Annotated in this window: 20 protein-coding genes and 1 pseudogene; 1 reads left to right on the top strand and 20 read right to left on the bottom strand. The window is 33.8% G+C overall.

Going from position 1 to position 26,555, the window contains the following annotated elements:
* Nucleotides 1–198: 198 nt before the first annotated feature.
* The 19 genes and pseudogenes from whiA to fakB1 form a co-directional block, all read right to left on the bottom strand.
* Nucleotides 199–1,143 carry a DNA-binding protein WhiA gene (gene whiA / locus KA900_RS01305; protein WP_096810668.1) on the bottom strand — a complete coding sequence of 315 codons (945 nt, stop codon included), beginning with the start codon at nt 1,141–1,143 and terminating at the stop codon, nt 199–201.
* 47 nt (nt 1,144–1,190) lie between these two features.
* The gene (locus KA900_RS01300; protein WP_210139186.1) at nt 1,191–2,171 is read right to left on the bottom strand and encodes a gluconeogenesis factor YvcK family protein; all 981 of its coding nucleotides are present in this window, start codon (nt 2,169–2,171) and stop codon (nt 1,191–1,193) included.
* Nucleotides 2,158–3,084 carry an RNase adapter RapZ gene (gene rapZ / locus KA900_RS01295; protein ID WP_096810670.1) on the bottom strand — a complete coding sequence of 309 codons (927 nt, stop codon included), beginning with the start codon at nt 3,082–3,084 and terminating at the stop codon, nt 2,158–2,160. The genes KA900_RS01300 and rapZ overlap by 14 nt, the downstream gene beginning before the upstream one ends.
* Before the next feature lie 374 nt (nt 3,085–3,458).
* A complete protein-coding gene (gene trxB / locus KA900_RS01290) occupies nt 3,459–4,403 on the bottom strand; it encodes a thioredoxin-disulfide reductase (RefSeq protein ID WP_096810671.1) in 945 nt (314 codons plus the stop codon).
* Between the two features lie 65 nt (nt 4,404–4,468).
* Nucleotides 4,469–5,917 (bottom strand): tetratricopeptide repeat protein, encoded by a 1,449-nt coding sequence (locus tag KA900_RS01285; RefSeq protein ID WP_210139185.1) that lies wholly within the window; start codon nt 5,915–5,917, stop codon nt 4,469–4,471.
* A gap of 25 nt (nt 5,918–5,942) precedes the next feature.
* A complete protein-coding gene (locus KA900_RS01280; RefSeq protein ID WP_103373506.1) occupies nt 5,943–6,416 on the bottom strand; it encodes an acyltransferase in 474 nt (157 codons plus the stop codon).
* Nucleotides 6,417–6,425: 9 nt separating this feature from the next.
* Nucleotides 6,426–7,259: a prolipoprotein diacylglyceryl transferase gene (lgt, locus tag KA900_RS01275; protein WP_174221771.1), complete on the bottom strand. Its 834-nt coding sequence runs from the start codon at nt 7,257–7,259 to the stop codon at nt 6,426–6,428.
* Nucleotides 7,259–8,197, bottom strand: coding sequence for an HPr(Ser) kinase/phosphatase (gene hprK, locus KA900_RS01270; RefSeq protein WP_096810675.1), 939 nt, complete (start codon nt 8,195–8,197; stop codon nt 7,259–7,261). Before hprK ends, lgt begins: the two co-directional genes overlap by 1 nt.
* A 291-nt stretch (nt 8,198–8,488) precedes the next feature.
* On the bottom strand, nt 8,489–11,326 hold the full coding sequence (uvrA, locus tag KA900_RS01265; protein WP_096810676.1) for an excinuclease ABC subunit UvrA: 2,838 nt from the start codon (nt 11,324–11,326) through the stop codon (nt 8,489–8,491).
* Nucleotides 11,327–11,331: 5 nt separating this feature from the next.
* Nucleotides 11,332–13,317 carry an excinuclease ABC subunit UvrB gene (gene uvrB / locus KA900_RS01260; protein ID WP_210139273.1) on the bottom strand — a complete coding sequence of 662 codons (1,986 nt, stop codon included), beginning with the start codon at nt 13,315–13,317 and terminating at the stop codon, nt 11,332–11,334.
* 311 nt (nt 13,318–13,628) lie between these two features.
* Entirely contained in the window at nt 13,629–13,859 is a 231-nt protein-coding gene (locus KA900_RS01255) for a CsbA family protein (protein WP_096810678.1), read from the bottom strand.
* Nucleotides 13,860–13,864: 5 nt separating this feature from the next.
* The gene (locus KA900_RS01250) at nt 13,865–14,506 is read right to left on the bottom strand and encodes a YfbR-like 5'-deoxynucleotidase (RefSeq protein WP_096810679.1); all 642 of its coding nucleotides are present in this window, start codon (nt 14,504–14,506) and stop codon (nt 13,865–13,867) included.
* Nucleotides 14,507–15,149: 643 nt separating this feature from the next.
* Entirely contained in the window at nt 15,150–16,085 is a 936-nt protein-coding gene (locus tag KA900_RS01245; protein WP_210139184.1) for a COG3942 and LysM peptidoglycan-binding domain-containing protein, read from the bottom strand.
* Nucleotides 16,086–16,673: 588 nt separating this feature from the next.
* Nucleotides 16,674–17,778, bottom strand: a protein-coding gene (prfB, locus tag KA900_RS01240) for a peptide chain release factor 2 (protein WP_119487895.1) whose coding sequence is annotated in 2 segments (ribosomal slippage) — nt 16,674–17,705 and nt 17,707–17,778 — 1,104 coding nt in all. Because the reading frame shifts where the segments join, the coding sequence is not laid out codon by codon here.
* Between the two features lie 248 nt (nt 17,779–18,026).
* A complete protein-coding gene (secA, locus tag KA900_RS01235; RefSeq protein WP_103373010.1) occupies nt 18,027–20,558 on the bottom strand; it encodes a preprotein translocase subunit SecA in 2,532 nt (843 codons plus the stop codon).
* Nucleotides 20,559–20,838: 280 nt separating this feature from the next.
* Nucleotides 20,839–21,405: a ribosome hibernation-promoting factor, HPF/YfiA family gene (hpf, locus tag KA900_RS01230; RefSeq protein WP_096810683.1), complete on the bottom strand. Its 567-nt coding sequence runs from the start codon at nt 21,403–21,405 to the stop codon at nt 20,839–20,841.
* A gap of 66 nt (nt 21,406–21,471) precedes the next feature.
* Nucleotides 21,472–22,130 (bottom strand): annotated as a pseudogene (locus KA900_RS01225) (ComF family protein).
* An 11-nt stretch (nt 22,131–22,141) separates the two neighbouring features.
* A complete protein-coding gene (locus KA900_RS01220; RefSeq protein WP_229719079.1) occupies nt 22,142–23,212 on the bottom strand; it encodes a DEAD/DEAH box helicase family protein in 1,071 nt (356 codons plus the stop codon).
* 316 nt (nt 23,213–23,528) lie between these two features.
* Complete coding sequence (fakB1, locus tag KA900_RS01215; RefSeq protein WP_096810685.1) at nt 23,529–24,392, bottom strand: fatty acid kinase binding subunit FakB1; 864 nt, start codon at nt 24,390–24,392, stop codon at nt 23,529–23,531.
* Between the two features lie 143 nt (nt 24,393–24,535).
* Between fakB1 and KA900_RS01210 the strand changes: the two genes are divergently transcribed.
* A complete protein-coding gene (locus tag KA900_RS01210; RefSeq protein ID WP_096810686.1) occupies nt 24,536–25,177 on the top strand; it encodes a YigZ family protein in 642 nt (213 codons plus the stop codon).
* A gap of 111 nt (nt 25,178–25,288) precedes the next feature.
* On the opposite strand, the gene KA900_RS01205 is transcribed toward KA900_RS01210, so the two are convergent.
* Complete coding sequence (locus KA900_RS01205; protein ID WP_096810687.1) at nt 25,289–26,344, bottom strand: glycosyltransferase family 4 protein; 1,056 nt, start codon at nt 26,342–26,344, stop codon at nt 25,289–25,291.
* Nucleotides 26,345–26,555 lie beyond the last annotated feature (211 nt).

Genomic DNA, 26,555 nt, shown 5'->3' with positions numbered 1-26,555 from the left:
TGTATCGTCATTCCAGATAATTACTACCAAAGTGTATATGAAGCTTACATATTAATCTACATGAAAGCTTTATTCACACAAAAACTAATTCAATTATTATAATATTAATGTGTTATATTTATCAATGCTATTTTTGCAATTTCTAAAATTGATGTATTCCACTCATGGTAAATTCTGTCGTCACGCATAGTCAAAATGTTATAATTCTATCGTTTCACCACTACGTATTTTATCGGCAATTTCATTTAGTTTTCTTAAACGATGATTTACACCAGATTTTGAAATGGCGCCTGACGACATCATTTCACCTAATTCTTTAAGCGAAATTTCTTGATGCTCTATTCTTAACTTAGCTATTTCACGTAGTCTATCAGGTAGGTTATCTAAACCGATTTCTTGATCTATTAATTGAATACTTTCTACTTGTTTCATTGCCGCACTAACTGTTTTATTTAGGTTAGCAGTCTCACAGTTGACCAACCTATTAACAGAATTTCTCATATCTCTAACAATGCGTACATCTTCAAATTTCAGTAAGGCTTGATAACCGCCAATGAGACTTAAGAAATCTGAAATTTTTTCAGCTTCTTTTAAATAAGCTATACTACCTTTTTTACGTTCTAAGTGTTTCGCGTTGAGTTCATATGCATTCATTAGATTCGTAATACCTTCTGAATGATCCTCATATAATGAAAATATTTCCAAATGATAAGAAGAAGTCTCGGGGTTATTAACGGAACCACCAGCCAAAAACGCCCCGCGCAGATAGCTTCTTTTCATTTCATCCTCGCGAATCATAGAAGCGTCGATTTCATGTGTAAAAACTCCATTTTTCAGGATACCTAGCTCATCTAATATTTCTTTAGCACGCGCTTTAATTCTACAAATATAAATATTATTCTTTTTTAATTTCATTTTCTTTCTTACAAGTAGCTCCACTTCAACATTAAACACTTTTTTTATTAACGAGTATATACGTCTTGCTGTTGTAGCATTTTCAGTTTGCACATTAATAACAAATTGTTGGTTGGAAAGACTGAGTGCACCATTCATACGTATGAGCGCACTGAGCTCTGCTTTTGCATTTGTTTCATCTACTTCGATTCTAGTGAGTTCATTTTTCATTTCCGATGCAAAGCTCATACTGCTTCAGTCCCTTCTTATCTAAGTTTAACGCTTAGGTTATCTTTTTATCGCTTAAATTCTATTGTATCCGTCTCTCTCATTGCAATCTCATAAATCATTTTAGACAAGACTTCGGTATTATGTCTAACATAGTTTTCTTGGGATACTTCTACTAAATTAGGATGTGTAAAAACTTTTATATTGTGTGCTTCCATATCACTCATATTACATTTAACTGGTTCAGCACCATCTTCTTTATATCGTTTTAGGACATCAGCAGTAAAATTCTGTGTACTACATATGGCATAATTAATACAATTACGCCCCATGTGATTATGTATTGCATTAACATGATCTACCGCAGTGTAACGGTTAGTCTCACCTGGTTGGGTCATGACGTTAGATACATATAATTGAGGTGCATTACATTTTAATAACGATTCGGCGATACCTTTTACGCATAAATTAGAAATCACGCTTGTATATAATGAACCAGGTCCTAGTACGATTAAATCTGCTTCTTCGATTGCTTCAACAGCTTCTTCCATAGGTTCTACATCTTCTGGTTCTAAGAATACACGCTTAATTTTCTTATTCATTTTAGGTATATTGGATTCGCCGTAAACCATTTCACCATCTTCCATCACAGCATTTAAACTTACACTCGAATTTGTAGATGGTATAACACGGCCTCTAATATTTAAAATTTTACTTAATTCTTTTACTGCATGTCCAAAATCGTCATTCATATTCGTTAGTGCAGCAATTAACAAATTGCCTAATGAATGTCCTTCAACTTGATTTTCTTTAAAACGATATTGGAACAATCTTTCAATTGTTGTTTCAGAGTCACTTAATGCTGAAATTACGTTTCGTATATCTCCTGGCGCAGGTATATCCATTTCACTTCTGATTTTCCCGGTACTACCACCATCATCAGCAACAGTGACAATAGCCGTAATATCAATTGGAAAATCTTTTAATCCACGTGCTAAAACAGATAAACCTGTACCGCCACCAATAAGTACAAGTTTAATTCTCTTCATTTTTTTGCTTCACGCCACTTTCAATATGAGCATCTCGATGACGCACATATACATTATAGTCAAAATTTTCATTTAGTTCTGTGCTAATCCGTTTAGCTAAAGCTACAGAACGGTGTTGGCCACCAGTACAACCAATAGCAATCACAAGTTGTGATTTACCTTCTTTTTTATAACCTGGTATCATAAATTTCAATAAATCCATTAATTTTTCATAAAAAATATTTGTCGTTTTCCACTTCATAACATAATTATACACCGCTTCATCGTCACCTGTTAATGGTCTTAATTCATCCACATAATGCGGATTGGGTAAAAACCTTACGTCAAACAATAAGTCTGCATCCATTGGGATACCGTGTTTAAAGCCAAAACTCGTCACATTGATATTAAACGTTTGGTAGTTACTTTGATTAAAATAGTCTCCAATACGCTTTCGAAGCTCTTTGGGTTTCATTGATGACGTATCAATTGTGTAATTGGCTAGGCTTTGAATCTCAGTTAATAAATTACGTTCTTCCTCAATTGCTTCAAGCAACGATCGCTGTCCTTGTTCATTTAATGGATGTGCACGTCTTGTTTCTTTATAACGAGAAATTAATTTTTCATTGGATGCTTCTAAAAACATCATATCAACAATAATATCTGAATTGCTTTTTATTTGATCTATTTCTTTAATTAGGGATTTAAAAAGTTCCTTTCCTCTTAAATCAATGGCAATAGCTACCTTTTGCAACGAAGGATTTCCTTGCCCCATCAATTCTACAAATTTCGGTAATAATATCGGTGGCAAATTATCTACACAAAAATAACCAATATCTTCTAAACTTTGAATTACTACAGACTTACCCGCACCTGACAAACCAGTTACCACTAATAATTCACTTTTAGTTACTTCCTTTTCTTCTCGTTGCATTGCTTTACACCATCCAAAAATTATTTTTAAATATTCCAATTTGTCGTTTATTTGCTTTAAATCAAAAAGTTAACTTTTTATTATGGTCATTTATGATCACTATGCTATCATATTATATTTTACATGAAAAAGGACTTCGGTAGTAGTTTTATCACTTAGCAAACAAATTTTACTATTAATCGTTGATTTAATCACGAATTGATAACAAAAAATAATGTGAATTAAATAAGCTTATAGCATTTTATTATCATTTTTCTATGTAAAAAAGCTAGAACGCCTCAACTTACATGAATAATGTAAGTCAGGCATTCTAGCTATGTCAGTACCTATAGATAAAGTAATCTCTCATCACTCTAAAAGCGTGTGCTTTAAAGTTATGCTTCTATAGCGTCTTTAAGTTCTTCAATATATGAAATTGCACTTTGTGCAGCAATACTTCCATCGCCTGTTGCAGTTACGATTTGACGTAAGCCTTTCGCACGCACATCGCCTGCAGCATAAACACCAGGTATTTTAGTACTCATATCTTCATTTGTTACAATATAGCCTACTTCATTTGTAATACCTAAATTTTCAAACGGAGTTGTTAATGGTTTCATACCGATATATACGAATACCCCGTCAGCATCGAATGTTTGCTCAGCGCCATCTTTAGTTGATTCCAATGTTACTGAGCCTACTTTACCATCTTTTTCATTAATTGTTTTAAGTGTATGACTCCAAATAAAATCGATTTTATCATTTTTAAAAGCGCGATCTTGTAATATTTTTTGAGCACGTAATTCATCTCTACGGTGAACAATCGTTACACTGTCAGCGAATTTTGTAAGGAATGTACCTTCTTCAACTGCAGAGTCTCCGCCTCCGATAACAAATAATTTTTTGTTTTTGAAGAATGCACCATCACATACAGCACAATAACTCACGCCACGGCCACCTAGTTCTTGTTCACCAGGTACACCGATTTTTTTATATTCTGCACCAGTTGAAATAATTACTGCGCGCGCCGTAACTTCACTGTTACCAAGGTTAATAACTTTATATGAACCTTTATCTTCGATTGATTTGATATCGCCATATTGATATTTTGCGCCAAATTTTTTCGCATGTTCGAACATTTTAGTTGATAAATCAGGCCCAGTTATCATTTCAAAACCAGGAAAGTTCTCAACTTCTTCTGTATTTGCCATTTGTCCACCTGGCATACCGCGTTCGATCATTACTGTACTTAAATTTGCACGCGATGCATAAACGGCAGCAGTCATGCCAGCTGGCCCTGCACCTACAATTGCAACATCAAAATCCACTGTTTCAGCCATTTAAATTGCCTCCTATTTATTAATTCATTATATGCATTATATACGTTTTCTTGCATTTTATAAAATTATATGCTTATCAAATAATCAATCGTCTTATTCAAACGATATGTTGTTATGTCAAACCACTCAACGACTTGTTGTTTCGTAATTTTCATATCCATACTCCGATAATACATATACACGAAAGCAGCAACATAATCATCTACGTGCGTTAAATCTGCTTTTTCAGCAATAATTGCTTCTGCTTTATCAATCCATACAATAAATAATTCTGAGTTGTTTTTCAAATAATCGATATTATATAACATTAACATGCCTCTATGAATAAAATCTAACTTATTGAGTTGTAATCCTTGGATTAGATAAGTTAAATATAATTTCTCATAATCATTCATACCTTCTAGCACAGCCCATATGTCTTGCGTTAATAAAACTTCTCGACCTTTTAATTGATTTAATAAGAAAATGCCATATAACCTATGGTGGCTATCATCACTTAACAGTAACGGTAATACTTGGTGATTAAAATAATCTTTACTTTCCTCAATTACCCATGGGGCGTAACCTACATCAACTTGCGAAATTTCTTGTAATCTAGACCAAAAATATTTGCTATCTTCAATATGATTTAAATGGAAATGATTATGGCTTAGGGCATTATACATTTGGATTGAAAGAAACTTACCTTTTCTATATAGAGGTTGTAATAAATTTTGCGAAGCTTCATATTGCTTTAAATAACAAAGTACAATACCTAGTTTAAAGGATTCGTCGTCATTCATCGGTATGACTTTACTTAAGATATTTAAATAGCGCTGATATTTTTCTTTATCATTTGTGTTATATAATAATAATGTATAATGACAAAGTGCATGTACATCTGTATTGTCTTCATTAAGCAGGCGTTCGAACATGACTTTGGCAGTATCATATTCGTTTAAATATAGGTAACACATTGCAAGCAGATTTCTGACAACACGATGATCTTGAATCTCTCCATTTTGGTTCAGAATAAAATTGCGTGCTTCAGGTAATCTACCTTGTGAAAATAAATATTGAAAAATGAGCTGAATAGCGAATAGTTGACACTCGGTCTCAATCTTTTCCTCAGAATTATAAGAGACCTCAAACATGTCTTCTAATTCTTCTCTATAGTCTTCATCTTCTGCTAAAATCACGTAATTCATCCCAAATAAAAACGCTTTGTTTGCTTCGTTTAATGTGATGTTTAATTGACTAAGTTGATAATAACTATCGATTACAGATGTTTGTTTAGCAATCATTTCATAAAAAATATGTTCTGCTCTGTTATGATAACCAAGATGTGCTAAGCATTCTGAAAATTTCACTTTAATTTCAAAATTATCAAATTCTTGGGGTGACATTTCAAGCACTTTTTCATAATATTCTGCAGCCTTTTTATAATCTTGTTGTTGAAATTTTTGATCAGCTAATTTTTTATAAAAAGGACTGTCTAGTTTCATTGATATAACTTTATTGTTTTTTTGCGCCATCCATGCTCACCTCCTGTATCACTAATTATTTAAATTGCATCGGATTGCCAAATGCTAATGTATCATTTGGAACGTCTTTAGACACCACTGTACCCGCTCCAACTTTTACATTATCTCCTATTTTAACGCCAGGTAATATTGTAACATTCGCACCAATTAACGTGTTATTTCCTATATAGACACGCCCTGTTCTAAATTCATCTACTAAAAATTCATGTGTCAAAATTGTCGTATTATATCCTATCACACAATTTTCACCAATTGTTATATATTCAGGGTGTAGTAAATCTGGCACCACTTTAAAAGCAAATGACGTATGACTACCTATATTCATATTTAATAGTTTATGGTAAATCCAATGTTTTAATTTAACATTTGGTAAATAGCGACAAACCTCTATAATGCATGTTTGTTTAAACATTTTAAAACCGTTTATATAACGATACATATACCATAGAGGATTTTTACCGTTTACCTTCGTCTTTTTTAAGTCACGCATTATATTCTATCACTTCACCTTTTGATTTGGCCATGTTAAAGGCCCCACATCTTTATATCTTGGTGCGTTATATTTCACTCTTCTTATAATCATAAGTATGACACCTGCAATAATAAGTACGATAGACATCACTTGCGCTACACGGATATCACTCGTAAGCATTAAACTATCTGTACGCATACCTTCTACGAAAAATCTGCCAATAGAATACCAAATAAGGTATAGTGCAAATGTATCACCTATACGTAAATGTTTTCTCAGCAAGATCAATACGACAAATCCTAAAATATCCCATACAGATTCATATAAAAAGGTTGGTTGATAATATTGGCCTTCTATATACATATTATTAATAATGAAATCTGGAATGTGAAGATTTTCTAAAACTGTTTTAGAAACTGGGCCACCATGGGCTTCATGATTCATAAAGTTACCCCATCTTCCGATACCCTGTCCTAAAATTAAACTCGGTGCGACTACATCACCAATCTGGAATGGGTTGATATTTTTTTGCTTACAGACGATGATGCCGGTAATAAAACCGCCGATAAGACCGCCATGTATTGCAATACCCCCATACCAAATCATTGGTATTTCTATTAGGTTTTGTGCATAGTATGGCCATTGAAAAATGACGAAATAAATTCTAGCCACGATAAAGCCAAATATGGCACTCCAGAAGATAATGTCTACTAAAGTATCTTTATCAAATCCTATGCGTTTAATGCTTTCTTGTGCAATAAAATAACCCATTAATATGCCAACAGCAATAATAATGCCATACCAATGTACCGATATAGGCCCTAGTTCAAATGCAATTGGGTCGATGTAATTCAGTACCATTATTCATTCTCCTTGTTATTACTACCGTTACGTAATATTTCAGCATTTAAGCGATCATTGAATTCTTCAGCGGTATTAATGCCCATAATATTAAGACGATAATTCATCGCCGCAACTTCTATGATGACTGCTACGTTACGCCCAGGTCTTACTGGAATTGTTTTTTTAGTAATTTCAGTATCTAAAATACGTAAAGTTTCTTCGTTTAACCCTACACGATCATATAGTTTATCTTTATGCCAATTTTCTAAATGAATATTTAGGCGTAAACGTTTTTCAGTTAAAATAGAACCCGCTCCAAATAATGTCATCACGTTAATAATACCTAAACCTCTAATTTCTAGTAAATGCTCAATGAGTTTAGGTGGTCGACCTATTAATTCATCCTTACTAATTTCTCTAATTTCTACATTATCATCTGCTACAAGTCGATGCCCGCGCTTTATTAATTCAAGCGCTGTTTCACTTTTCCCTATGCCTGAATCACCAGTAATGAGTACACCAACGCCGTATACGTCTACAAGTACACCATGTAGAGATGTTGTGCGTGCTAATTCATGTTCTAAAAATGTAGTTAAACGACTCATCAATTGAGTCGTTGCAACTGTTGATGTAATCAATGGTGTATCAAACTCTTTCGCTGATGCCACCAATTCTTCAGGCGGTTCTAAATCTCTTGTCACGATAATCGCTGGTGTTTCTGGGCGACATAATTTTCTCATTCTACCTTTGCGTTCTTCGTCTGGAAGTAAATTATAAAATGATAATTCTGTTGTTCCTAGTAATTGAATACGGTCAGAGGCATAATGCGAAAAATAACCCGCCATTTCTAATCCTGGTCTTGAAATATCTGTATTTTTTATTTGTTTATTTAAACCCGGTTCCCCTGCAATAAGTTCAAGGTCAAAGCGTTCAATTAAACTCTTGGTTGTTAACATAAGTTCACCTCTATTAATATTTCTCCTGAATTTTCATATGTCATTATCATATCAAAAAGGAATGATAATCTATATAAAAAAGGATAAAAGTATAAAATTAAATTCCCATCCTTAATATCATACCTTATATTATTTATTAACGATATTACTAACTTTTATTTTATTTACGATACACTTAGCATTTGACATAGATTATTCAATTTTACGGATAAAAAAACTACTCTGTACATCCGGTTATGCCAGTTGTATAGAGTAGTTCCATCTCATTTATGAGAAATGATTATTTATTTCTTATTGATGCACTGTATCTCGCTCTAAGATTGGTTTTAAATATTGACCAGTATAACTTTCTTTCACTTCTGCAATAGCTTCTGGTGTACCAGTTGCCACAATAGTACCGCCGCCATCGCCGCCTTCTGGCCCTAAATCAATAATGTGATCTGCCATCTTAATAACATCTAAATTGTGTTCAATCACAACGACAGTATCCCCATTTTCTACTAATTTATTTAACACTTTTAATAAACGACTAATATCATCCGCATGTAAACCAGTGGTTGGTTCATCCAAAATATATATCGAACGACCTGTAGAGCGTTTGTGCAACTCTGAAGCAAGTTTAACACGTTGCGCTTCTCCGCCAGATAAAGTAGTCGCTGGTTGACCTAAAGTAATATAGCCTAAACCAACATCTACTAATGTTTTCAATTTACGGTAAATTTTCGGAACATTTTCAAAAAAGTTTGTCGCTTCTTCCGCAGTCATTGCTAAAACGTCTGCAATATTTTTACCTTTATAAGTCACTTCAAGCGTTTCTCGGTTGTATCTTGAACCGCCACAAACTTCACAAGGTACATACACATCTGGTAAAAAGTGCATTTCTATTTTAATAATGCCATCACCTTTACACGCTTCACAACGTCCGCCCTTAACATTAAAGCTAAAGCGGCCTTTAGAATAACCTCTTACTTTTGCTTCGTTCGTTTGGGCAAAAATATCTCTGATGTTATCAAATACACCTGTATAGGTCGCTGGATTTGAACGTGGCGTTCTTCCAATAGGTGATTGGTCTATATCAATAATTCTATCAAGTTGATCGATACCTTGAATTTCATCATAATCACCAGGTTTAACTTTAGATTTATTAATTTGTTTAGCCAAAGATTTATATAGTATTTCATTGACTAAAGTACTCTTACCAGATCCAGAAACCCCTGTAACAAGCGTCATAGTTGAAAGTGGGAAGTCCACATCGACACTTTTTAAGTTATTACTACGCGCTCCTTTAATGCTGACCGCTCTATCTGTAACTTCACGGCGTGATTCCGGGACTTCTATTTTCTTTTTACCACTTAAATATTGACCCGTTAATGACTTAGCATTTTTCATAACTTGTTTAGGTGTTCCACTAGCAACAATTTCTCCACCATGGTCTCCAGCGCCTGGACCAACATCCACTAAATAATCTGCAGCACGCATGGTATCATCATCATGTTCGACTACGATTAACGTGTTACCTAAATCACGCATTTCTTTCAATGTATTGATTAAACGATCGTTATCGCGCTGATGTAAACCAATAGATGGTTCGTCCAACACATAAAGAACACCAGAGAGCCTCGAACCAATCTGTGTTGCTAAACGAATACGTTGTGCTTCCCCACCTGATAAAGAGCCTGAAGCACGGTTTAATGTTAAATACTCTAACCCTACATTATATAAAAATTCTAGCCTAGAATTAATTTCTTTCAATATTTGATTGGCAATTTTTCTATCTTGTTCTGATAATGAAATATGTTCATAATTATATAATGCATCCTTAATAGAACGTTCTACAACCTCGCCAATGTTTTTACCATCTACGTATACAGATAATGCCTCGCGGCTTAACCTTTTACCATGACAAGTTTCACATGTAAGTTCTGTCATATATTTACTCATCATTTCTCTTACTAGTTCTGAAGGGGAATCATGATAGCGTCTATTAATGTTATTTATAACGCCTTCAAAAACCATTGTACGTTTTCTGGTTTGACCGTTACGTTGTTTAAAAGTGAATTCAATTTCTTTATCTTTTGAACCATAAAGTATAATGTCCTTTTGACGCTCTGTTAGTTTTTCAAAAGGTTTATCCATGTTAATTTTATATACTTCGCATACACGATTCAACAATGTTGGATAAAAATCTGAACTCGATGACTCCCAAGCGACAATTGCGCCTTCATTCAACGTCTTATGGTTATCAGGTATGACTAAATCTAAATCCACCATAAGTTTTTGTCCTAACCCATCACAAGTCGGACAAGCACCGAACGGGCTATTAAAACTAAACATACGTGGTTCTAGCTCTCCTATTGAGAATCCACAGATAGGGCAAGCATGATTTTCGGAAAATTTTAATGCTTCTCCACCAATGATATCTACAATTAAGTTACCTTCTGCTAGTTGCAAAGCAGTTTCGATAGAGTCAGCTAAGCGTGTTTCAATGCCTTCTTTTATAACAAGACGGTCTACCACAACTTCTATCGTATGATTTTTATTTTTATCGAGGTTTGGCACCTCATTAACATCTGTAATTTCACCATCAACGCGTACACGAACATAACCTTTTTTACTAATATCATCAATTAATTTCTCATGAGCGCCTTTTCGATGTGACACTATTGGTGCAAGTAACTGTATCTTAGTACGTGCTTCCAGTTGCAATACTTGGTCTACCATTTGTTGTACTGTTTGTGATTCTATTTCAATACCATGATTAGGACAAAATGGTTTCCCAATACGTGCATATAATAAGCGAATATAATCATAAATCTCTGTAACTGTCGCAACAGTAGATCTCGGATTCTTGCTCGTTGTCTTTTGGTCAATTGAAATAGCAGGCGATAAACCTTCTATCGTATCAACATCTGGTTTATCCATTTGTCCTAAAAATTGTCTTGCATATGCACTTAAGGATTCAACATATCTGCGTTGCCCTTCTGCATATATTGTATCGAAAGCAAGCGATGATTTACCTGAGCCTGATAAACCTGTCATTACAATAAGTTTATCCTTAGGTATTTCTATATCTACATCTTTTAAATTATGGGCACGTGCCCCTTTAACTACAATGGATGGTTGTTTCATATTTGTCACCCTTCTGCTTTTAATTCAAATAACATATCTCTGAGTTCAGTTGCTTTTTCAAAGTCTAGATCTTTAGCTGCTTGTTTCATTTCTTTTTCTATATTAGCAATTGTTTTTTCACGTTCTTTTTTCGTCATTTTCTTAGGTACTTCTGTACGTTGTTGTTCATTGGTTTCATCAGTTTCAACTGTAGCACTAATCACGTCATGTATTTTCTTGTTAATTGTAGTAGGCGTAATGTTATATTTCTCGTTATATTCTTTTTGGATGGAACGACGCCGTTCTGTCTCATCTAGCGCATAACGCATAGAATCAGTAATTTTATCACCGTACATAATAACTTCCCCACCACTATTACGCGCGGCACGCCCTATCGTTTGGACGAGTGATCGTTGTGAACGCAAGAAACCTTCCTTATCCGCGTCTAATATCACAACAAGAGATACTTCTGGTATATCAATACCCTCTCTTAATAAGTTAATACCCACAATAACATCATATGTGCCTACACGTAGGTCGCGAATAATTTCAATACGCTCTAATGTCTTGATTTCTGAATGTAAGTAATTGACTTTGATACCAGCTTCTTTCATATAAGTGGTCAAGTCTTCACTCATTTTCTTAGTCAGTGTTGTAACTAAAACACGTTCATTGCGATCGATACGTTCTTGAATTTCTCCAAGCAAGTCATCAATTTGATTCTCCGTTGGTCTTACTTCTATCTGAGGATCTAATAACCCGGTAGGACGTATGATTTGTTCGACCATTTCATCGGTATGTTCTAATTCATATGGCCCTGGCGTCGCAGAAACGTATACAAGTTGTTTTGTTTTATCTTCAAACTCTTCAAACTTTAATGGTCTATTGTCTAAAGCGCTAGGAAGCCTGAAACCATGATCAACTAAAACTTGCTTACGCGCACGGTCACCGTTATACATACCTCTAATTTGTGGCAACGTTACGTGTGATTCGTCTATCATAACAAGCCAATCGTCGTCAAAGTAATCTAGTAACGTATATGGTGTAGACCCCATCGGCCTTAAAGTCAAGTGTACTGAATAATTTTCAATACCTGAACAAAATCCCATTTCTCTCATCATTTCTAAATCATAGTTTGTTCTTTGTTCAAGACGCTGCGCTTCTAACAACTTATTTTCTGCACGAAGCTCTGCCAAACGTGCCTCGAGTTCATTTTCAATGCGCTGAATAGCTGATTTCATTTTCTCTTCACGTGTAACGAAGTGGGAGGCTGGGAAGATTGCAAAGTGTTCTCGGTCTCTCAATACTTCACCTGTTAAATAATTCACTTCGCGTATACGATCAATTTCATCACCGAAAAATTCAACGCGAATACACATTTCTTCACGAGAAGCTGGGAAGATTTCTACAACGTCACCTCTAACACGAAATGTACCACGTCTAAAATCAATGTCGTTTCTAGTATATTGTACATCTACAAGTTTTTTCAGCAATTCACTTCTATCCATTTCCATACCTACGCGTACACTTACTACTAAGTCACGGTATTCTTCCGGGTTCCCCAAGCCATAAATACAACTGACACTAGCAATAATGATTACATCATCTCTTTCAAACAATGCACTCGTAGCAGAATGGCGCAATTGGTCAATTTCATCATTGATTGACGCATCTTTTTCTATGAAAGTATCTGTCGATGGGACATAAGCTTCTGGTTGGTAATAATCATAATAACTGACAAAATATTCCACTCTATTTTCAGGAAAAAATTCTTTAAATTCACTATATAATTGACCAGCTAAAGTTTTATTATGGGCAATGATTAAGGTTGGTTTGCCAACTTGTTGAATCACATTACTCATCGTAAATGTTTTACCTGTACCTGTAGCACCAAGTAATGTCTGATGCCTTTTTCCTTCATTCACGCCATCTACGATTTTTTGTATTGCTGCTGGTTGATCCCCTTTAGGATCAAAATCTGATTTCAATTTAAATGGGTAGTGTTCCATAATAACACATGCCTCCTATTGTATTTCTATCGTACGAACATAACTTAACTAGCTAATTAATCACTCGACTAATTTATTTTTGGCGTATCTAGATTTTATTAAAATATACTCTTAACATTTTATATTTTAACAGATGCACAGATTCAAATACAAACATTTGTTCGTAGTTTCATATTACTTTATTCCTAAATAAAAACAAACATAGTAAACCACCATGTTTGTCTAAGTTACTATTTTTAATTCTAGAAAATGAAGTTAAATCATTATATACCGTTCCTAATATCGTATCAATTAAGTTGCTTAATACCTATTATTCAATCATCATCTTTTTTATGTAGCTCGAGTTGATCAATAATCAAGTAACCAGTTAATAATGAAGCTACATCTATAAAAATTATCCATTCATCATGGAAAAAGCCCTTTTCAATTGAAGTCCCTATTAAAATTAAAGTTAAAATAGTTCCTACCCATTTACTTCTTGTCAATACGCTAAAAAGCACTACAAGTATACAGGGAAAAAAGGATGCAAGTATATACCAAATCATTTATGTCACCCATTCCTATTATTTAAAATAGACATCGTCGTTTCTCGTAGTTCAGATTTAGGTATAAATTTCTCTGTTAGCATTTCTGGGATAATATTTTCTATAAAATCTTGTACTGAGTTTAAATGGTCAAACTGCATGATTGTTTCGAGAGACATTTCATATATCTCAAAAAATAAAGGTTCAGGATTACGTTTTTGTATTTCACCAAATGTTTCATATAATAAATCAATTTTATCAGCAACAGATAGAATTTGACCTTCTAGCGAATCATCTTTGCCTTCTTGAAGACGTTTACGATATATCGCTTGATATTGCTCTGGTATTTCTTCACTGATAAAATGATCAACCATTTCTTCTTCTACTTGAGAGAATAATTTTTTCAATTCACCACTAGCATATTTGACAGGCGTTTTAATATCTCCTGTGAAAATCTCAGCGAAATCATGGTTTAAGGCTTTTTCGTATAAACTTTTCCAATCTACTTCATTGCCGTGGTATTCTTCGACTGTACCTAAATATTGAGCAATTTTAGTTACCTTAAAGGAATGGGCAGCAACATTATGCTCAAAATATTTAAACTTTCCTGGCAATCTAATTAATTTTTCTAAATCTGATAAGCGTTTAAAATATTGATGTATTCCCATGATAGCGCCTCCTCATTTATTTAATGATTGATTATACTTGGTTTTATAATATCATTCAACAAGTAAAATGTCTTTTTAATATGGTTGATTGTCAATAATTAATACTAATTTAAAGATATAATCAAGTATACGCTTGTTTCAAGTTTTATCTGTTTTGATATTTTCAAAATACCACAAAAGTAGTTTAGAGATGTTATACGTTAAAAGTGGCATTATCTTACTATATAATAAATGATTTTATACAACATGTTTAATATAAATACATTTTCGCATCCATTTATTTAAGGACGTCATCATAACTAAGAGGCCGTGACATAAATAATGTCTCGACCTCAAATATGGTATCGTCAGCATATGGCTAAAATGAAAATAACTTAAGTTTAATTTCTAAAGCATTATTGCTTATAAAGCGTTGCTTCTAAAGTACTACTTTTAAAGACATACTTATGCATGAGCTGAGCTCATGTAATACACTGAAACTAGCTAGTAGGAAAACTATAGCCCATGTATCACACTTGTTTCTAGTCATCTTTGCTAGGATGGGTAGCAACGTGATTTTAGAAAATACGTTTTCTGGGCCATATCATCGTTTCATATATAAATGCTTATTGTTCCTACTGAAATGGAATCTATTTTATGGTAGTTAATGAATGTAATTATATTGTCCTGTATTATGAATCGTTCTATAAGATTTTTGGCCAAAGCCGTTCCAATTCATTTCTGACACTAAAATGGATCCGTCCGTATTTTGACGTTCAACATCGCCTACGTGACCATAATTTCCGGCACTGCTTTGAATGATAGCACCTACTTCTGGTGTGGAATTAACCACGTAACCATTTTGACGTGCTGCTGACGCCCAGTTATTTGCATTGCCCCATAGGCTACCCACTGATTTGCCAAGTTGTTGGCGTCTATCAAATGCATAATACGTACACTGACCCCAATCATAGTAATTCTGTCCATTGGCTACAGTTTGAGACGGTTGATAATAACTATCATGATGACCAACGTCGTTTACTTCATTATTTGAAGCCACGGCATTTGAATATGACCAAGTCTGTTGATATACAGGCGTTGAATGATTGGATAACGATGTAAAATGATGTGTATTTGAAGCTGTTGATTCATTTATACTCGCAATACCAGACTCATTATTTTCATTGTTCGCACGTTGTGCATACATACTTGTTATTTGATTATTTAAATGCGATGAGCCCTTTTGCGACACAGCAATTAATTGTCCAGGATAAATGATTTCATTTAAATATGGATTTAATTGGTAAATTTCATCCAAAGTTAATTTATACTTATTCGCAATATCTTGTAGCGTGTCTCCTTCTTTAACTTCTACAATATCTGTATCTGGAAGTACTAATGTTTGGCCAACTTGAACTATTTGTACGTTCTCCAAGTGATTTAATGATTGTATTGTGTTTGTCGTTGTTGCAAACGCGCGCGCAATATCTGACAAGTTAGCCTCTTCTTTTACTGTATGAGTTTGATCAGCCGATGCTAATCCATTTATTCCTAAAAACAAAGCTGCTGATGTTACAGAAAATGTTAAGCCTTTCTTCATTATAAGTTTCAATCCTTTGCTGTCTAAATTTAATCAATCATAATATAGCATAAGCACTTAAGATTTAGGTGAATGTTATAGTTTTGTAATACAATAGATAATTATTAAAATATCTTTTAAAGTATAACGAATAAAAATCTTTCTATCTCTTGATACTGCCCCCCTTATGTAAGAGGGCTGTTTTATATAAAAAAACGACTGTAACATTTTAGTTTGCGTTTTACATATAACTTAAAATATTTTAAATTTTTGATAAAAATAACACTAAACGCTATATACTTACTTAAAATGATTGATTACATCAACAACAACTTTAGGTGAATATTTAAAAAGAAAGATAATGAAATAGTAGCTTATTAAAAACAGGAGTGAGTTAGAAATCAAATAAACTAAATTGGTTTCTTATACTCGCTCCCGTCATAAAAATATAATGCGGTTAAGGTAACAACAAGCAAACTTAACTTCAAAAAATATATTGGTAGATAACTGAGGTAGTACATGCATTTATAGTTAACTGTTTTCTGGTCAGTCGTCAGAAAGTTTCCAACCTACTCAAGCTTTACTATTTTCAGTATAATACTCTTCTAATTAATCCATTTGGCTTCGTAAATACGCTTCAATAAATGGACCTAAATCACCGTCCATGACTGCGTCTACTTTTCCTGTTTCTTCATTCGTTCTATGGTCTTTAACCATTGCATAAGGATGGAATACATACGATCTAATTTGACTGCCCCATCCGATTTCTTTTTGTTCACCACGAATTGCAGCCATCTCTTGTTCTTGCTCTTCTATTTTTAATTGATACAATTTCGCCTTCAATGTTTTCATTGCTGCTTCTCTATTTTTGATTTGTGAACGTTCGTTTTGGTTATTCACAACGATACCTGTTGGATGGTGTGTAATTCTAATCGCTGATTCCGTTTTGTTGATATGTTGGCCACCTGCACCTGAAGCTCTAAATGTATCAACCGTAATATCGTCAGCATTGATTTCCACTTCTATTTCAGTGTTATTAAATTGAGGTATTACATCACATGATGCAAAGGAGGTATGTCTACGCCCAGATGAATCAAATGGTGAAATACGAACGAGTCTGTGCACGCCTTTTTCCGCTTTTAGATAACCATACGCATTATGACCTTTCACAATCATAGTCACACTTTTAACACCCGCTTCATCGCCTGGTAAATAATCTGCAATTTCAACTTTAAATCCTTTTTGTTCGCAATAACGTTGATACATTCTTAAAAGCATATTCGTCCAATCTTGTGATTCTGTGCCACCTGCACCTGGATGTAATTCAATGATTGCATCATTTGTATCATAAGGACCATCTAATAATAATTGCAATTCAAATTGATTTAGTTCTTTTTCAAAGTTGTTGACGTTTTCTTCTAACTCATTTTTCATAGAAGCGTCATCTTCTTCTAATAATAATTCTCTTGTTGTTTCCATATCTTCAATACTCGCTTCTAAACTTCTATAAGCATTGACAACTTGTTTTAAGGTATTATTTTTATCAATGATTTCTTGTGCTTTGTCTTGATTGTCCCAAAATGTAGGATCCGTCATCATTTCTTCGTATTCTTGTATATTCGTCTCTTTTTCTTCTAAGTCAAAGAGACCCCCTAAGCTGTTCTAATTTTTCCTTGTAAGCATCTAAGTTACGCTTCATTTCAGATAATTCCATTATGCATCTCTCCCGTTTTGTACGAATGAATATTTTCATTTCTATATTTATCACTATACTATCATACTTATTTTACAAAATTTAGAATAGTCATTTCAAATCAAGCATAGAAACAATACACTTGAACCTCACAAAAAAGCACCCTTTACAGATAGGCTAAAGCGTCTAATTGTAAAAGGTGCGTAGTATTCATGGTTTTATTAGTATCTATTCAACTGTCACAACAATATGCTGATTTTAAAGTATGACTAAGCACCATGACAGTTTTTGTATTTCTTACCACTGCCACAAGGACATGGGTCATTTCTGCCTATATGTTCATCTTTGACATATGGTTCCGCTTTGGCTTTTTCTTTTCCATCTTCTGCTGAAACATGTTCAGCTTTACCAAAATCAGTTGTCTTATCACGTTCTACATCATCTTCCACGGAAATAACTGATTTTAAGATATACTTGCTTACATCTTCCTCGATGTTCTGCATCATTGTATCAAATAGTTGGTGACCTTCATTTTGATAGTCACGTAATGGGTTTTGTTGGCCATAAGAACGCAAATGAATACCTTGACGCAATTGATCCATTGTATCTATATGATCTGTCCAATGTGTATCAATAGAACGAAGTAAAATCATACGTTCAAACTCATCAAATTGAGAGCCGATTTTCTCTTTTTGGTTTTTTAACGCAACCTCTATTTTAGACCATACAATATCAAAAATATCTTCATTATCTTTACCTTTAATCTCTTCTTCTTTTAATTCGCCTTCATTTAAGAACACGTCACCAATATAATTGATAAATGGCTCATAATCAGGCTCATCTTCTTCTTCACTTACATAATATTGAACGCTTCTTTCTAAAGTTGAACGAAGCATCGTATTAATTAATTCCCCGCTCTCATCACTATCAATGATATTATTACGCTCACTGTATATAATTTCACGTTGTTTGCGTAAGACATCGTCATATTCAAGCACACGTTTACGGGCGTCGAAGTTATTACCTTCAACACGTTTTTGTGCTGATTCAACGGCACGTGATACCATTTTAGATTCAATCGGTGTCGAATCATCCATACCTAAACGGTTCATCATATTTTGTAATCGTTCAGAACCAAAGCGCACCATTAATTCATCTTGTAGCGATAAATAGAAGCGGCTGTCACCTCTGTCACCTTGACGTCCTGAACGACCACGCAATTGATCATCAATACGACGTGATTCATGACGTTCTGTACCAATAACTGCTAATCCGCCAATTTCTTCTACGCCTTCACCTAGTTTAATATCTGTACCACGGCCTGCCATGTTTGTAGCAATCGTTACAGCACCGCGCTGCCCTGCACTCGCAATAATATCGGCTTCACGTTCGTGATTTTTCGCATTTAACACATCATGACGTACGCCATGCTTTTTCAATAAATTAGAAATATATTCACTTGTTTCAACTGCTACTGTACCTAGTAAGACAGGTTGACCTTGTTTATGTTTTTGAATCACATCTTCAACTACTGCGTCAAATTTACCTTTTTGGCTAATATAAATTAAATCTGGTTTGTCTATACGTTGAACAGGTCTATTGGTAGGAATTTGGGTTACTGTCATATTATAAATATTTCTAAACTCTTCTTCCTCTGTTTTAGCAGTACCTGTCATACCAGACAATTTATTGTACATTCTAAAGTAATTTTGGAAGGTAATAGATGCCATTGTTTTTGATTCATTTTGAATCTTTACGCCCTCTTTAGCTTCAATTGCTTGGTGCAAGCCTTCTGAAAAACGACGCCCTGGCATCGTACGACCTGTAAATTGGTCAACAATTAACACTTCACCGTTATTTACCATATAGTCTACGTCTCTTTGTAATGTCACATGAGCACGTAATGCTGTATTGATATGACTAATAATATCAACATTTTTCACATCGTACAGATTATCTATTTTAAACATACGTTCTGCTTTATCAATACCTTGTTCTGTTAATTGAACTGCTTTTGTTTTTTCATCATAATTATAGTCATCTTCATTTTTAAGCATTTTGGCAAAAACATTTGCTTGTGTATAAAGTGAAGTTGATTTTTCTGCTTCCCCTGAAATGATCAGCGGCGTACGCGCTTCGTCAATTAAAATAGAGTCAACCTCATCAATAATCGCAAAATTAAGTGGTCGCATTACGCGTTCTTCTGCGTAGTTCACCATATTATCACGTAAATAATCAAAGCCTAATTCGTTATTTGTACTATACGTAATATCGCAAGCGTAGGCTTCTCTTTTTTCAGCAGTTGTCTTGCTATTTAAATTCAAACCGACACTTAATCCAAGGAACTCGTATAGTTCTGCCATTTCTTCACTTTGTACACTAGATAAATATTCATTGACCGTGATTACATGTACACCACGTCCAGTCAGAGCATTTAAATACACAGGCATGGTTGCTGTTAATGTTTTACCTTCACCAGTTCTCATTTCAGAAATGTCGCCACCGTGAATAGCGATACCGCCCATAACCTGTACTCTATATGGCGTCATATTGAACACACGTTTCGAACCTTCTCTAACTAATGCAAATGCTTCTGGTAAAATATCATCTAACATTTTATTTTGTTTTTTAATATCTTCTTCTTCTTGCAATTGTTCTTGGAATGATTTTGTTTTTGCTTTAATTTCTTCATCAGTTAATATCGACATATCCTCTTCTAATGCAAGGACTTTGTCGGCTAATTTACCAAGGCGTTTTATTTCTCTTTTATTGCCATCTGCAATTTTTGATAAAAAACCCATTTTGTTCGCTCCTTTAGCTTTATAACTCTTTGTTTACAACAATTTATAATATCATTTATTAGCTTAAATTTACACTTATTACATTTATTGTTTTACTATTTCCGCTGCTACTTTACTTACAGTAGATTGAATATTTTACAATTCATTAGATAGAATATACATAAACCTACTGTCTTACTTTCAAATTATTACATAATAACACAGCAAAAAATGAGCGTCCATGATTTCACTCAATCATGAACGCTACAGTTTTACATATTATGGCGCTAATGCAACTGAATTATTCAGTTGTTTCAATCAGTCCATACTTTCCATCTTTTCTTTTATATACGATACTAGTACCATCTGTTTCACGGTCCGTGAATATGAAGAAATCATGGCCTAATAAATCCATTTGTAACACTGCTTCTTCTGAATCCATGGGTTTTAAACTGAAATTTTTTGAACGAATAATTTCGATTTCACTATCATTGTCATCGTTTTGAAGATTTTCTGCTTCTTTTTCTTCGGGCAATGATGCAAATGCTTCTTGTTCGTCATTTTTTCTATTTTTACGATTTACGCGTGTTTTGTATTTTCTAACTTGTCTTTCTAATTTGCTGTTAATTAAGTCAATACCCGCATATAAATCATCATGACGCTCTTCCGCTCTTAGTGTAACATTCTTCAATGGAATAGTTACTTCTATTTTAGTAGTTGAGTTTTGGTATGTTTTCACTTTAACGTGTGCGGTTGCATTGGGCACATTGTTAAAATAACGTTCTAATTTACCAATTTTTTCCTCAATATAGTTGCGAATCGCATCAGTAATAGTGAGGTTCTCTCCGTGAATTTCAAATCTGATCATAGTAATCGACTCCTTTAAAACCTCTATATTGGTAATAGTGCTTATCTATATAATACCACGAATCACCTAACGTGCAAACGTAAACACATCGAATTTTCTGATTTTTCTATCAAATAATAGTTGTGCGGCATGATGAGCCGTTAAACCCGTGGTATAGATATCATCTACCAACAAAATATTTTTTTCTTTTAAATCAACCATTGAGATAATTTCAAATGGATTCGCTAATTGTGCACGCATTGGCTTACTTAACTTTGATTGTTTAGGACGTGATTGCATACGAAGCAAGCAATGATAGTTAACTTGTTTTAAATCTAAAACAAATCGGACGGGGTTAAATGTTCTTTCTTGATCTTTATAAACGGAAGAAGGTATAGGCACTACATAGTCATACTTTTGATGAGGTAATCTTATTTTTTCTACTAATATCTCAGCAATTGCAACGTCTTTCATAAATTTGTATTGATGTATCATTTCTTTTACAATGCCATCATATTGGTATGCGCAGTACAATTTATCCATTAAATTAAATTTTCGGACAAGAATGCACAATCTAGACATATTGTTTCTGCGACGTTTAATTGCTTCAAACACTTTTGACAACGACCATCTATCTCTAATTTCATTTCGTCCCACTGTTCGTTACATACAGTACATAGTTTTGATGCTTTCTTATAAAATGTGGTAGCGTTCAAGGATTCAAACAAACGTGTTTGGCATTGCATGCATGTCTTTTTCAATCAATCCACCCTCTTTTTTGTGCGAGTTTGTTCATTTTCTTTATACTATGCCTGGCTTGTAACATCGGTAGTGTAATACCTTCATGCATACACAATACAAGACCTGTGGGTGCTTCGGCTTTTCTCCCTACTCTACCAGCAATTTGGACGATAGCATTGGCTTCGAACAAATGACTATTTAAAATCAAGACATCTAAATAGGCCATGGTAAATCCTCTTTCTAAAATAGTCGTCGTAAATACAATTTGGTGGTCGCCTCGTCTCAAACGCTCTATTTTATCAAATCGTAACGCGTCATCACTATATACATAAGTTAATGAAGGCACCTCATTTTTATATAGATGAAATAAACGTTTCATCACATCAATATTATTAAAAAAGACTAAAGTGTAGCGCTGTTGTTCGATTTGTTGTTGCAAGTACTTTAATAATTTATATTGCTTTTTATGGGGATTTATTTTTAAAAATTGGAAGCGAGGTACTGGTAAAGGATATCTGTGGAAACGGGCAGGTAATGCTATAACTTCTAAGTGTTTAATTTGTCTCATTAAAACACGTGGAGGCGTAGCCGTCATCAATATATGACAGTGTTTAAACTTTGAGGCATGTACTAATGTCTGCATTAAGGTAGGATCTACAGATAAAGGAAACGCGTCGACTTCATCGACTATAATTAAATCGAAATGTTGTTTAAAGCGGTAAAGTTGATGTACTGTAGCAATAACAAAATGACCGTCAAATTGTTGTTGTGAAGATTGATGTAAAACGTCGATATCTTCATCAACAAAAGCTTTCTTAATTCTCATACTTACTTCTATCACTACATCGACCCGTGGAGATACAATAGCAATATTAAGCCCTTCATTTCTCGCATATTTAATGCCTTCAAATATCATTTCTGTCTTACCCGCGCCTGTGACTGCATGGAGTAATAATGAACGTAAATGCGCAATGGCTGTTACTATTTTTTTAGAAGCAAACTGTTGTTGTTCAGATAATTCAAAGGGCAATTGGTAATGACATGAGGATTTAACATTGTGGGTTTCAATTAGAAACACATCATTCATATTATCCACCCTGCCGATATTCACACAATTACGACAATAAACTATCTTTTTATCCAAAATTACAGACCTATATTGATAAAAATGGGATTGCCGAGTTGAATGACATTGTGAACAAATCCATCTTCCATGCTTAAGCGTCACCCCCTTAGAAATTTGTTTCACATGTTCTCCAGTTAATAATGCTCGATTATGAATCACTCTTCCATAGTATTTAATCTCTTATAACCTCCAAACAAAAAAGCGGATTAGAAATTAAGTATTCACTTTTAATTTCATCCTCCGCTCTATAAAATATCTAACCATTTTTTAATATATATTAATCTAAACGAATTGCTCTACCAGTGTACCCTAAACCCATACCGCCAGAACCTAGATGCGCTGCTATAACAGGCCCTAAATGAGAGTAGTGAACTTTATATTGCGGGTATTTTTCTTGTAATTCGTTATACATCCAGTCTGCATCTTCTTTAATATCGCCACCAATTACAAATAAAGTCACGTCTTCATAATCTTTAACTAAATGTATCACTTTATTTATGATTTCTTGTAATGCACGTTTTTTGGTACGTACTTTTTCATCCGGTAAAATAAGTCCATCTTCAAATCTTAAGACAGGTTTCATTTTTAACATTGTACCAATCCACGCTTGAGCACCAGTAATACGACCACTTTTTTGCAAATTTTTCAAATCATCGACCATCAATATCGCACCTGTCTCTGCACGCATCGCTTTTAAATCGTCGATAATTTCTATTGGTTCATAACCTTGTTCTATCATTTCAATTGCGCGAAGTACATAGCTTCCTTGTACCATTGCTGAAATTTTCGAGTCGAATGTATGAACATCGATACCTTCTACCATTTCCCCTGCTTGTGTAGCAGTTTGGTAACTACCACTAATACCTGCAGAAAGAAAGACACAAATAACATCTGTATAGCCTTCATCACGTAACTTTTCAAAATTCGTTATAAATTCGCCAATCGCTGGTTGACTTGTCGTAGGAATTGTTTTAGATGATTTCATTCTTTCATAGAATTCATCTGCTGAAATCGATGCATTTTCCACAAAATTTTCACCATTGTCAAAAGTTACACTTAACGGAGCAATTTTTATATTATATTTATCAATTAATGTTTGAGACAGATAACTCGTTGAATCTGATAACACAGCAATTTTCATCATAATCCTCCTCAATTATACTCACAACTATGATACATTATTTTATATTAAAAGAAAATTTATTTTTACATTAAACTCCAATTCATAACAGTGTATAATACGATATAATGAATTGATGTATACTATGACTGGAGTGATTAGACATGGACGAAGCAATCATTACAATAAAAGAAGCACATACAATAGAGAATGTAATTAGCAAATCGCGATTTATCGCCCATATTCAACCTGTTGAAACTGAAGCAGAAGCCAAAAATTTTATAAAATCTATAAAATCACAACATCACGAAGCAACACATAATTGCTCAGCTTATACTGTTGGTGATCAAATGAACATTCAAAAAGCAAATGATGATGGTGAACCAAGTGGAACTGCTGGCATACCGATGCTAGAAGTATTAAAAAAACTTGAAGTACATAACGTTTGTGTCGTTGTAACACGTTATTTTGGAGGAATCAAACTAGGGGGTGGCGGTTTAATTCGGGCTTACAGTGGCGCGGTGAGAGATGTCATTTATGATATAGGTCGCGTTGCACTCCGTTCAGCTATACCTACGACTGTAACGATAGATTACGACCTTACTGGTAAGTTTGAATATGAGTTAGAACGGACATCTTTTTTCTTAAGGGAAACGCAGTATACTGATAAGGTCAGCTATCAAATAGATGTAGTTGAAGCAGAGTATGAATCATTTATCTCATTTTTAAATAGCATTACTTCAGGTAAGTATGGCCTGATTAAACAAGATATGGTTCAATTACCATTTGATATACCAACAAACTAACCGGTATAAAAAAGATGTTTTATCATATAGTTAGTTCAATTAACATTTAAAATAACCGGTAATTTCAAATTCTGTTGAAATTGCCGGTTACTTTTTATGGTATGTCATTATTTATTTTTCTTTATGCCTATCTTTATTTTCAATTAATTTCAATAGTGGTTTGTAATCATCATCTATTAATCCTGTAAACTCTACGATAAGTTCGATTGTAATTAGTATTAGAATGAGCATCATAAGTACGCCCCACGGTTGTGATAAGTATAAGATGATACTCGAAAGACTAAATAACAATGCGATAGAATAAATAAGGATAACCGTTTGACGATGAGAATACCCCAATTCTAGCAATTTATGATGCAAATGTGATTTGTCTGCTTGCATAATATGTTGACCTTTTTTCACGCGTCGAATCATAGCAAACAGCGTATCAATAAATGGAACAGCTAAAATAACAATTGGGAAAAATAAAGACACAAACGTAATATTTTTAAAACCTAAGAGTGAAAGGAAGCCCACTATAAATCCGATTAGCAATGCACCACTATCACCTAAAAATATTTTAGCAGGATGAAAATTAAAGAATAAGAACCCTAATAGTGCACCAATTAGCACACTACAAATCATCATGATAAATATATTTGCTTGTAATATAGCTATAAACCCAATAGTCATTAAAGCGATAGTTGCTACACCAGAAGCTAACCCATCTAACCCATCGATTAAGTTAATCGCATTGGTAATCGCTACAATCCAAACGACAGTAATAGGAATACCTAATATACCAAAATGTATGGTTGGCCCAATTGGTAAAGATATGAAATCAATGGTTACACCATAGTATACTACAACTAATGCTGCAATCACTTGCCCTAATAATTTAATTATTGGCGTCAGATCATAGATATCATCTATTAATCCTACTAAGTAGATTAATACTGCCCCAATGACAAGTGGTTTCACTTCTGTTTCGATTGGATGTCCCAACCAAATACCTAGTAAAAAAGAAAGAAGTATAACGGTACCTCCAAGCACAGAGGTTGGGTTTTTATGTACTTTTCTAAAATTAGGCTGATCTACAACCCCTAATTTATGTGAAACTTTGATAACAATGGGTGTAAGTATTAAACTGACAATCATTGAAAAAATGATTAATAATAATGTATACATCAGTTCACCTTCATTAATTTAAGTCTTTAAAAATTGAATTTAAATATCAATTATCTATATATTTCAAATACGAAATTTTATTTATAATGAATACACATAGTGTGTTTTATGCCATAATAAAATTTATTTTTATTGAGTGATGCTATGAACAATCTCATTAATTCTATAATACATGATGTACTTTTGCTAATACAAATAGTAATGTGGTGGT

The sequence above is a fragment of the Staphylococcus sp. GDY8P120P genome (genome assembly GCF_017892065.1).
In the GTDB taxonomy this organism is placed as follows: Bacteria; Bacillota; Bacilli; order Staphylococcales; family Staphylococcaceae; genus Staphylococcus; species Staphylococcus nepalensis.
This window is presented reverse-complemented; position numbering and strand designations above follow the sequence as displayed.

What these genes read in the sequence shown, in the direction of transcription:
- whiA (WP_096810668.1), bottom strand. Translation starts at nt 1,143, where the DNA reads ATGAGCTTTGCATCGGAAATGAAAAATGAACTCACTAGAATCGAAGTA.
- KA900_RS01300 (WP_210139186.1), bottom strand. Translation starts at nt 2,171, where the DNA reads ATGAAGAGAATTAAACTTGTACTTATTGGTGGCGGTACAGGTTTATCT.
- rapZ (WP_096810670.1), bottom strand. Translation starts at nt 3,084, where the DNA reads ATGCAACGAGAAGAAAAGGAAGTAACTAAAAGTGAATTATTAGTGGTA.
- trxB (WP_096810671.1), bottom strand. Translation starts at nt 4,403, where the DNA reads ATGGCTGAAACAGTGGATTTTGATGTTGCAATTGTAGGTGCAGGGCCA.
- KA900_RS01285 (WP_210139185.1), bottom strand. Translation starts at nt 5,917, where the DNA reads ATGGCGCAAAAAAACAATAAAGTTATATCAATGAAACTAGACAGTCCT.
- KA900_RS01280 (WP_103373506.1), bottom strand. Translation starts at nt 6,416, where the DNA reads ATGCGTGACTTAAAAAAGACGAAGGTAAACGGTAAAAATCCTCTATGG.
- lgt (WP_174221771.1), bottom strand. Translation starts at nt 7,259, where the DNA reads ATGGTACTGAATTACATCGACCCAATTGCATTTGAACTAGGGCCTATA.
- hprK (WP_096810675.1), bottom strand. Translation starts at nt 8,197, where the DNA reads ATGTTAACAACCAAGAGTTTAATTGAACGCTTTGACCTTGAACTTATT.
- uvrA (WP_096810676.1), bottom strand. Translation starts at nt 11,326, where the DNA reads ATGAAACAACCATCCATTGTAGTTAAAGGGGCACGTGCCCATAATTTA.
- KA900_RS01255 (WP_096810678.1), bottom strand. Translation starts at nt 13,859, where the DNA reads ATGATTTGGTATATACTTGCATCCTTTTTTCCCTGTATACTTGTAGTG.
- KA900_RS01250 (WP_096810679.1), bottom strand. Translation starts at nt 14,506, where the DNA reads ATGGGAATACATCAATATTTTAAACGCTTATCAGATTTAGAAAAATTA.
- KA900_RS01245 (WP_210139184.1), bottom strand. Translation starts at nt 16,085, where the DNA reads ATGAAGAAAGGCTTAACATTTTCTGTAACATCAGCAGCTTTGTTTTTA.
- secA (WP_103373010.1), bottom strand. Translation starts at nt 20,558, where the DNA reads ATGGGTTTTTTATCAAAAATTGCAGATGGCAATAAAAGAGAAATAAAA.
- hpf (WP_096810683.1), bottom strand. Translation starts at nt 21,405, where the DNA reads ATGATCAGATTTGAAATTCACGGAGAGAACCTCACTATTACTGATGCG.
- KA900_RS01220 (WP_229719079.1), bottom strand. Translation starts at nt 23,212, where the DNA reads ATGAATGATGTGTTTCTAATTGAAACCCACAATGTTAAATCCTCATGT.
- fakB1 (WP_096810685.1), bottom strand. Translation starts at nt 24,392, where the DNA reads ATGAAAATTGCTGTGTTATCAGATTCAACGAGTTATCTGTCTCAAACA.
- KA900_RS01210 (WP_096810686.1), top strand. Translation starts at nt 24,536, where the DNA reads ATGGACGAAGCAATCATTACAATAAAAGAAGCACATACAATAGAGAAT.
- KA900_RS01205 (WP_096810687.1), bottom strand. Translation starts at nt 26,344, where the DNA reads ATGTATACATTATTATTAATCATTTTTTCAATGATTGTCAGTTTAATA.